8 protein-coding genes are annotated in these 7,898 nt (G+C 71.3%); 1 reads left to right on the top strand and 7 read right to left on the bottom strand.

Translation table 11 applies throughout. The annotated features are described in order from the left end of the window. The 3 genes from AC1D12_RS17945 to AC1D12_RS17935 form a co-directional block, all read right to left on the bottom strand. The coding region (locus AC1D12_RS17945; RefSeq protein WP_477841967.1) for a dipeptide ABC transporter ATP-binding protein at positions 1-1,744 on the bottom strand (1,744 nt) is incomplete at its 3' end. Then, positions 1,741-2,739 (bottom strand): isoaspartyl peptidase/L-asparaginase family protein, encoded by a 999-nt coding sequence (locus tag AC1D12_RS17940; protein ID WP_477841965.1) that lies wholly within the window; start codon positions 2,737-2,739, stop codon positions 1,741-1,743. The genes AC1D12_RS17945 and AC1D12_RS17940, both read right to left, overlap by 4 nt. Next, positions 2,736-3,656: a MurR/RpiR family transcriptional regulator gene (locus tag AC1D12_RS17935; RefSeq protein WP_477841963.1), complete on the bottom strand. Its 921-nt coding sequence runs from the start codon at positions 3,654-3,656 to the stop codon at positions 2,736-2,738. The genes AC1D12_RS17940 and AC1D12_RS17935 overlap by 4 nt, the downstream gene beginning before the upstream one ends. Before the next feature lie 173 nt (positions 3,657-3,829). Here AC1D12_RS17935 and AC1D12_RS17930 point away from each other — a divergent pair, with 173 nt between their 5' ends. Beyond that, entirely contained in the window at positions 3,830-4,081 is a 252-nt protein-coding gene (locus tag AC1D12_RS17930) for a hypothetical protein (protein WP_047511645.1), read from the top strand. Between the two features lie 19 nt (positions 4,082-4,100). On the opposite strand, the gene AC1D12_RS17925 is transcribed toward AC1D12_RS17930, so the two are convergent. The 4 genes from AC1D12_RS17925 to AC1D12_RS17910 form a co-directional block, all read right to left on the bottom strand. Then, positions 4,101-4,949, bottom strand: a complete 849-nt coding sequence (locus AC1D12_RS17925) for a dihydrodipicolinate synthase family protein (RefSeq protein ID WP_477841961.1) — start codon at positions 4,947-4,949, stop codon at positions 4,101-4,103. An 8-nt stretch (positions 4,950-4,957) separates the two neighbouring features. Beyond that, positions 4,958-5,680 (bottom strand): iron-containing redox enzyme family protein, encoded by a 723-nt coding sequence (locus tag AC1D12_RS17920; RefSeq protein ID WP_465112406.1) that lies wholly within the window; start codon positions 5,678-5,680, stop codon positions 4,958-4,960. A gap of 26 nt (positions 5,681-5,706) precedes the next feature. Continuing rightward, positions 5,707-6,474 (bottom strand): class I SAM-dependent methyltransferase, encoded by a 768-nt coding sequence (locus tag AC1D12_RS17915; protein ID WP_477841959.1) that lies wholly within the window; start codon positions 6,472-6,474, stop codon positions 5,707-5,709. A 2-nt stretch (positions 6,475-6,476) separates the two neighbouring features. Next, the coding region (locus AC1D12_RS17910) for an ATP-binding protein (protein ID WP_477841957.1) at positions 6,477-7,898 on the bottom strand (1,422 nt) is incomplete at its 5' end.

Here is a 7,898-nt window from a genome sequence, read left to right as displayed (position 1 = left end):
CGTCGGACAGCAGTTCGCGCTGGCGGTGCCGCGTCGGGTCGGCCACCGGCACCGCGGCCAGCAGGCGCCGCGTGTAGGCATGCTGCGGATTCTCGAACACCGCGCGGCGCGGGCCGATCTCGACGATCTGGCCCAGGTACATCACCGCGACGCGGTGGCTGATGCGCTCCACCACCGCCATGTCGTGCGAGATGAACAGGTAGGCCATGCCGAACTCCTGCTGCAGGTCGAGCAGCAGGTTGACGATCTGCGCGCGGATCGAGACATCGAGCGCCGACACCGCCTCGTCGGCGATCACCACCTTSGGGTTSAGCGCGAGCGCGCGCGCGATCGCGATGCGCTGGCGCTGCCCTCCGGAGAACTCGTGCGGGTAGCGGTTCGCCGCCTCGGCCGGCAGGCCCACCTTCTCGAGCAGCCAGCGCACGCGCTCCTCGGCCTGTTTCTGYGTCATCAGCTTGTGGATCAGCAGCGGCTCGATCACGCTGTAGCCGACGGTCAGCCGCGGGTCGAGCGACGCGTAGGGATCCTGGAACACGAACTGGATGTCGCGGCGCAGCGCCTGCAAGGCGGCCCCTTCGAGCGGCGCGATGTCGCGCCCCGCCACCTCGACGCGGCCGGCCAGCGGCGCGACGAGCCGCGCGAGCGAGCGGCCGGTGGTCGATTTGCCGCAGCCCGATTCGCCGACCAGCGCCAGCGTCTCGCCCGCCTTCAGCTCGAAGCTGATCTGCTCGACGGCATGCACCTGGCGCTTCACGCGGCCGAGGATGCCGCTGCGCAGCGGGAAGCGGGTGACGAGGCCCTGCACCGACAGCACCGGCGGCAGGTCGGCGCGYACGCTGTCGGGCATCGTGACCTGGTGCGTGGCGGCCACCACTTCATCGCCGGGCAGTGCGAAGCGTGCCGGCAGGTCCTGCCCTTGCATGGCCCCCAGCTGCGGCACCGCAGCCAGCAGCGCCTTCGTATACGCCTGCTGCGGCTGCGCGAACAGCGCACGGCAGTCGCCAGATTCGATCCTGTCGCCGCGCCGCATCACCAGCACGCGGTCGGCGATCTCGGCCACCACGCCCATGTCGTGGGTGATGAAGATCACGCCCATCGACAGCTCGTGCTGCAGCTGCTGGATCAGCGCGAGGATCTGCGCCTGGATCGTCACGTCGAGCGCGGTGGTCGGCTCGTCGGCGATCAGCAGCGTCGGCCGGCAGGCGAGCGCCATCGCGATCATCACGCGCTGGCGCATGCCGCCCGACAGCTGGTGCGGATGCCGGCCCAGCACCTCGCGCGCCTCGGGGATGCGCACCAGGTCGAACAGGCGCAGCGCCTCGGCCATCGCCTCGCGCTGCGAGCGGCCCTGGTGCAGGCGGATCGATTCGGCGACCTGCTGGCCGACGGTGAAGACCGGGTTCAGCGAGGTCATCGGCTCCTGGAAGACCATCGCGAGGTCCGCGCCGCGCAGCGCGCGCATGCGGCGCCCATCGGCCTGCGCCAGGTCGACGCGCTCGCCGTCGCGGCGCGTCAGCCACATCTCGCCGCTGTCGATGCGGCCGCCGCCGTGCTCGACCAGGCGCATCAGCGCGAGCGACGACACCGACTTGCCCGAGCCGGACTCGCCGACGATCGCGAGCGTCTCGCCGGCATCGACGTGGAAATCGAGCGCGCGCACCGCCTGCAGCCGGCCGCCTTCGACGGCGAAGCTGACGCTGAGGTTGCGCACGTCGAGCACGCGGCGCGGTGGGGTGCTTGTCATTGTTCGGGGCCCGCTTCGTCGGCATAGATGGCAGACACCGGCGCTTCGCCGACACGGGCCCAGCCGCGGTACATGCCCTCGGTGTTGAACGGCAGCGCGACGTTGCCGCGCGCATCGACGGCGATCAGCCCGCCGCGGCCGCCGAGCGGCGGCAGCTTGTCCATCACGACGCGCTTCGCGGCGAAGCGCAGCGGCAGCCCGACGTACTCGACCAGCGCCGACACGTCGTAGGCGGCGAGCCCGCGCATGAAAGCCTCGCCGACGCCGGTGCACGACACCGCCACCGTGCGGTCATTCGCATAGCAGCCGGCGCCGATCAGCGGCGAATCGCCGACGCGGCCGGGGCGCTTGTTCGTCATGCCGCCGGTCGAGGTGGCGGCGGCCAGGTGGCCGTGCGCATCGAGCGCGACCGCGCCGACGGTGCCGAACTTGTCGCGCTCGTCGAGCGGCGCGGGGACCGTGGGGGCCAGTTGGCTCGCGCCATCGTGGTCGAGCGCGATGCGGTCGCTGGCCTGCATCGCCTGCAGTTGCGCGAAGCGCTCCGGCGTGTCGAACCACTCCGGCGCCACCGTCTCGCAGCCCTGCCCGGCAGCGAACTGCTCGGCGCCGGGACCGATCAGCATCACCGGGCCGCCGGCCTCCATCACCGCGCGCGCGGCGAGGATCGGGTTGCGCAGCGTGCGCACGCCGGCCACCGCGCCGGCGGCCAGGTCGCTGCCGCGCATCACGCAGGCATCGAGCTCGTGGCGGCCGTCTGCCGTGTAGACCGCACCGCGGCCGGCGTTGAACAGCGGGCATTCCTCGAGCTGCCGCACCGCCTCGGTGACGACGTCGATCGCCGCGGCACCATCGGCGAGCATCGCCTGCGCGCTGCGCAGGATCTCGTCGAGCGCGGCGCGGTAGCGGGCCTGCTGTTCGACTGAGATCGACGCACGCGACAAGGTGCCGGCGCCGCCGTGGATCGCGATCACGGGTGAAGTCAACGACAGACTCATCGCACGCTCCCCGGCGCCACCTGCAGCCACGGCAGCACGCCGCGGGCCATTTCTTCGGCGCGCTGCACCGCGCCCTCGGTGCGGTGCGCAAGCGCGGCCACCAGCGCCTCGAGCAATGCCAGCACGGTGGCGTTCGAGGTGGGCGCCACCTGGCGGCTGACGTGCGCATACAGCGTCACGTCGGCCAGCGGCACCAGCGGCGACGACGGCTCGTCGGTCAGCGCCAGCACCTTGACGCCGCGCTCGCGCGCGAGGCGCGTCAACGCGATGGTGTCTTCCACATAGCGCGGGAACGCCAGCGAGATCAGCAGGTCCCGCGGCCCGCGCTTCACGAGCTGCCGCGCCGCATGCGAGGGCCCGCCCGCCTGCGCGAGGCTGCCGACGCGCGAGCACAGCGGCTCCAGCTCGTGCTGCAGCACGCCGGCGAGATACGCGCTGCTGCCCCAGCCGAGCGTCAGCACCTGCTCGGCCTCGGCGATCAGCGAGACGGCCTGCTCGCAGGGCTGGTGCTGCAGGGCCTGCAGCGTGTGTTCGAGGTTCGCCACCGTCTCGCGCAGCGAAGCCACCATCGCCTGCTGCGTGCCGGTGGGCTGCTTCAGGTTGCTGCGCAGGCTCTCGACCGGCGCCAGGATGGCCTCGAAGCCGCGCGCCAGCTCGGCACGGAACTGCGGGTAGCCGGCGAAGTTCAGTGCGCGGGCGAAACGGTTGGCGGTCGCGATCGACACCGCGACCTCGCCGGCGAATTCATCGATGTTGAGCGTGGCCGCCCTGAAAGGGTGCGCCAGCACGGCCTGCCCCATGCGCTGCATCGCAGCGGGCATCGCCGGAATGCCGGCGGCCACCTGCTGCAGCACCGGCAGGCTGGCGAATCGGCCCGCCCAATGAGGGGAGCCGGCGGAAGGGGGCGTCACGGTCATGAAAACTGGGTTTCAGAAAACTTCGCGGACTGTAAAGCAACTTACAGGCCCGCTCGGCGACCCGAGGGAATGCCCTGAGGTCCAGCCTTCGGTCCTACAGCGCGCGGCGGAGGCGTCCGACACCTCGGGCGTGTGTGGGCGCCGATGATAAGCACCCACTCTGGAGGACATCGATGAAGAAACTCATATCCATCCTCGCCCTGCTGTTCGCGGCCGGCACCGCGTTCGCGCAGGCCGGCACCGCCGTCAAGGAGGGCGCCAAGGCGACCGCCGAGACCGCGAAGCAAGGCACCGAGAACGTCAAGGGCGCCGTGACCGACGAGCCGTCGAGCACCGTGCACAAGACCAAGGCCAAGGTGCACAAGGCCAAGGCGAAGAGCCACGCCAAGAAGGCCAAGGCCGCGGCGAAGGAAACGGTGCAGTAGTCTCGGCAGCCGGCGCGGGCTATGCCGGCCAGCGTGCCGGCGGCCGCGGCCGCACGACCGCCTCGCGCAGCACCCCGGCATCACGGAGGAGGGTCTTGCGTTGCAGGATCATCGTGTCCGGGTCGGCCTGCTCACGCAGCGCGACCGGCAGCATCCGCGCGTTGGCCGCCGCGGCGGCGGCCCGCTCGCCGCGCCGCCAGCAATCCATCACGTCGACCAACGCGCGCGGATGCGGGTAGCCGGTGAAGAAGCCGTCGGCACCGTGTTCGAGTTCGTGCAGGCAATGCACGCCGCCCAGCCCGCCGAACAGCCGCAGGCGCGGCCCGAGCAGGGTTCTCAGCCGCGCCATCTTGTCCGCCGTGGGCTCGTCCTCCACCTTGATGCCGACGATCTCCGGCACGCCATCCACCAGCACCTGCAGCAGGCTGGGCGGCAGCAGGCCACCGAACTTCGGGTGGTCGAGCAGCACGATCGGCATGCGCATCGCCAGCGCGATCGCGCCGACATGGGCGAGGATCTGCTGCGCATCRCCGCGCGGCGGCTTGACGAGCAGCGCGCCCGCTCCGCAGCCGGCGGCGACGCGGGCCTGCGCCAGCGCGCGATCGGTGCGCTCGTCCAGCACGCCGACAGCGACCGGCGCACGGCCGGCAGCGCGCCGCACCACCCGCTGGATCACGGCCCGGCGCTCCGCGTCGTCGAGCAGGTCGCCTTCGCCGGCAATGCTGGCCGGCACCAGCCCGGCGGCACCGCCGTCGAGGTAGTGCTCGACGACGCGGTCCAGGCCGTCGAGGTCCAGCCCGCCGCCGCTCACCATCGGCGTCGGCAGCACCGCGAACAGCCCCTGCAGCCAATCCGGCGGCGTGTGCACGGCCACCCTCAGGCCGCGACGGCGCGCTCGGCCTCGCGCAGCACGCCGTCGAAGAAGGCGCAGCGCGCGTCCAGCGCGGCACGGATCGCCTCTTCGACGAGCAGCACCTCCTGCGGCGTGCGCAGCATCGGCAGCAGCACCGATTCGAGCTGGTCGGCGTGCCCGTCGTCGACGTGGATGTGCACCTCGAAGAACTTCAGCGCCGCAGCGTCGAACGGCGCGGCCTGCAGCAGCCCGCGCTGGATCTGCGTGTACAGCGCGCCCACGATGCCCTCCGAGGCATAGCACAGCGCGCCCAGGATGCCGAGCACGCCGTAGCGCTCGCTCAGGCCGACGTAGGTGTCGACCAGCGCCGCGGTCTCGGGCTGCGCCGGCACCGCCGCCAGCTGGGCATCGTCGAGCCCGAGCGCCCGCGTGAACTGCCGGAACAGCGCGGCATGCGCGCATTGCGGATCGCCCTCGCCCAGTTCCTCCCACAGGTTCTCGGCGATCACGATGCGCGCGTCCTCCTGCGGGCAGGCGGCCAGCGCGAGCGCGAGGAAGCGCGGGAACTGGTGGCAGAACTTGTACATCTGCGCGCCCAGCACCCGCACCTGGGCCAGCGTCAGCGCTCCGGTGCGGCAGCGCTCGACGAACGCATGACGCCACAACGGGTGCCCCTGTGCCACCTGCCGGAAGCGCGCCGGGGCATCGGCGCAGAGCGTGACGAGTTCGGATTGCAGTGATTTCATGGGGTTGTCCTCGGAAGAAAAACAACTCAGGAACGGGCGACCTTGACGGCCAGGTGCAGCGGAAGATCGAACAGCGGGCCGAAGAAGGCCTCGTCCAGCGCGACCATCTCGCGCGTGACCGTCAGCTCGGTCACGCCCGGCATCGCGGAGAAGCCCGCCAGCCGCAGGCCGTCGAAGTAGTCCCCCAGCGTCTTGTGCACCAGCTGCACATCGAGCGCCGTGCCGTCGCGTTTCCAGATGCGCCCGCCGAACCGGCTGTTGCGGCCGCCGAAGTAGCCGGCGCTGCCGATGTCGAAATGGAACGGCGGCGCCGGATCGCGGCGCATGAACGCGAACGCCGGGTGCGGCACCGCGAACACGAAGTGGCCGCCCGGGCGCAGCATGCGGTGCACGTTGGCCATCGTGCGCTGCATCTGCGCCACGTCGAGGTAGTTGAAGAGGAACACCGCGACCACCAGGTCGAAGCTGGCCTCGTCCAGCGCCACCGCGACCGCGTCGGCGGTGTCGTAGCGGATGCCCAGCGGCTCGGCGCGCTCGGCCTCGCGCGCCAGCGCGATCATGCGTTCCGAGACATCGAGCCCCAGCACGCGGGCGCCGTACCCGCTCAGCATGCGGCTGCAATAGCCCTCGCCGCAGCCGAGGTCGAGCACGTCCTTGCCGGCCAGCGGCTCGCACAGCGCCATCACCTGCGGCCGGGCGGTGTAGTCGGAGAGGGAGCTGGGCTGGCGTCGGGACCAGTTGGCCGCGGTCTGGTCGTACAACGCGCGGGCCTCGGTGGGCAGGGGCATCGTCATCGTCAAAAGTCCTCGGTTGCGGTGGCGGGAGCCTGATGCGCATCGCGCACGGCCAGGAACCTGAACAGCGTCTGCCTGAGGGCGAGCGGCTCGAAGGGCTTGCCGAGCATCGCGTCGGCACCGGCCTCGGCGGCACGCGCGTGGTCGGCCCCCAGCATGCTGGCGGTCCAGATGACGATCGGCACGCGCGTGCGGCCGCCGGCCTGGGCGCGGATGGCGCGGCAGATGTCGAGCCCGTCCATGTCCGGCAGGCACATGTCCAGCATCACCAGGTCATAGGGGGTGCGCGCGGCCGCCTCGACGGCCGCGGCGCCGTTGTCGACCACGTCGACGGTGCAGCCGAGCGCGGTGAGGTGCAACTGCGCGACCAGCTGGTTGACGGGCTCGTCCTCGCAGACGAGCACGCGCCCGTGGAAACCGACCGGCGCGCTCTCCGGCTGCGCCTGCGCCTGCGCGGGCTGCTCGCCCTTCGGCAGGCACACGCTGAACCAGAAGGTGCTGCCGCGGCCGACCTCACTGCGCACGCCGACCTCGCCGCCCATCAGCGCGGTCAGCTTCTTGCTGATCGCCAGGCCCAGGCCGGTGCCCCGGTACTTGCGCGTGGTGGAGGCGTCGACCTGCGTGAACGGCTCGAACAGGCCGGCCTGCTTGGCAGGGTCGATGCCGATGCCGCGGTCCTCGACCTCGAACCGGATCGTCGCCTGCGTGCCGGTTTCGCCGATCAGCCGGGCGCGCACCGTGATCCGCCCCGCGCCCGAGAACTTGATGGCATTGCCGAGGTAGTTGACCAGCACCTGCCGGATGCGGGCCGGATCGCCCAGCAGGTCGTCGGGCACGCCGGGCGCGATGTCGATGTCCACCTCGAGCGATTTCTCGCCGGCCTGGAAGGCCAGCAGCTCGACGGCATCGCCGACCGTGCGCCGCAGCTTGAAGTCGATGCTCTCGAGCTCGAGCTTGCCGGCCTCGACCTTCGAGAAGTCGAGGATGTCGTCGAGGATGCCCAGCAGCGATTTCCCGCTCTTCGCGGCCATGGCGGCGCAGCCGTGCTGGGGCGCCGACAGCTCGCCGGCCAGCAGGTGATCGAGCATGCCCAGCACGCCGTTCAGCGGCGTCCTGATCTCGTGGCTCATCATCGCCAGGAACTCGCTCTTGGTCCGGTTGGCCTGCTCGGCCACCTCGGTCGCCAGCATCGCGAGCTTCAGGTCGTCCTTCTGCGCCTTCAGCCGCCGCGACAGCTCCTGCGCATCGGCCAGCGCCTTGTTCTTCGTCTGCAGCAGCAGCAGCAGGTCGGCCGCCGGATCGTGCACCGCGAAGTCGCTGAGCGACAGGCCGATCCGCGCGATGTCGGTCATCTGCGTGACCCACGGCGAGCCGAGGAAGAACAGCACGCGCCCCTGGACGACGATCTCGCCGCGCAATTGCAG

Source organism: Rhizobacter sp. P1_G5, assembly GCF_056405435.1.
Note: the sequence above shows the minus strand (reverse complement) of the source record. Positions and strands in the feature narration are given on the sequence as shown.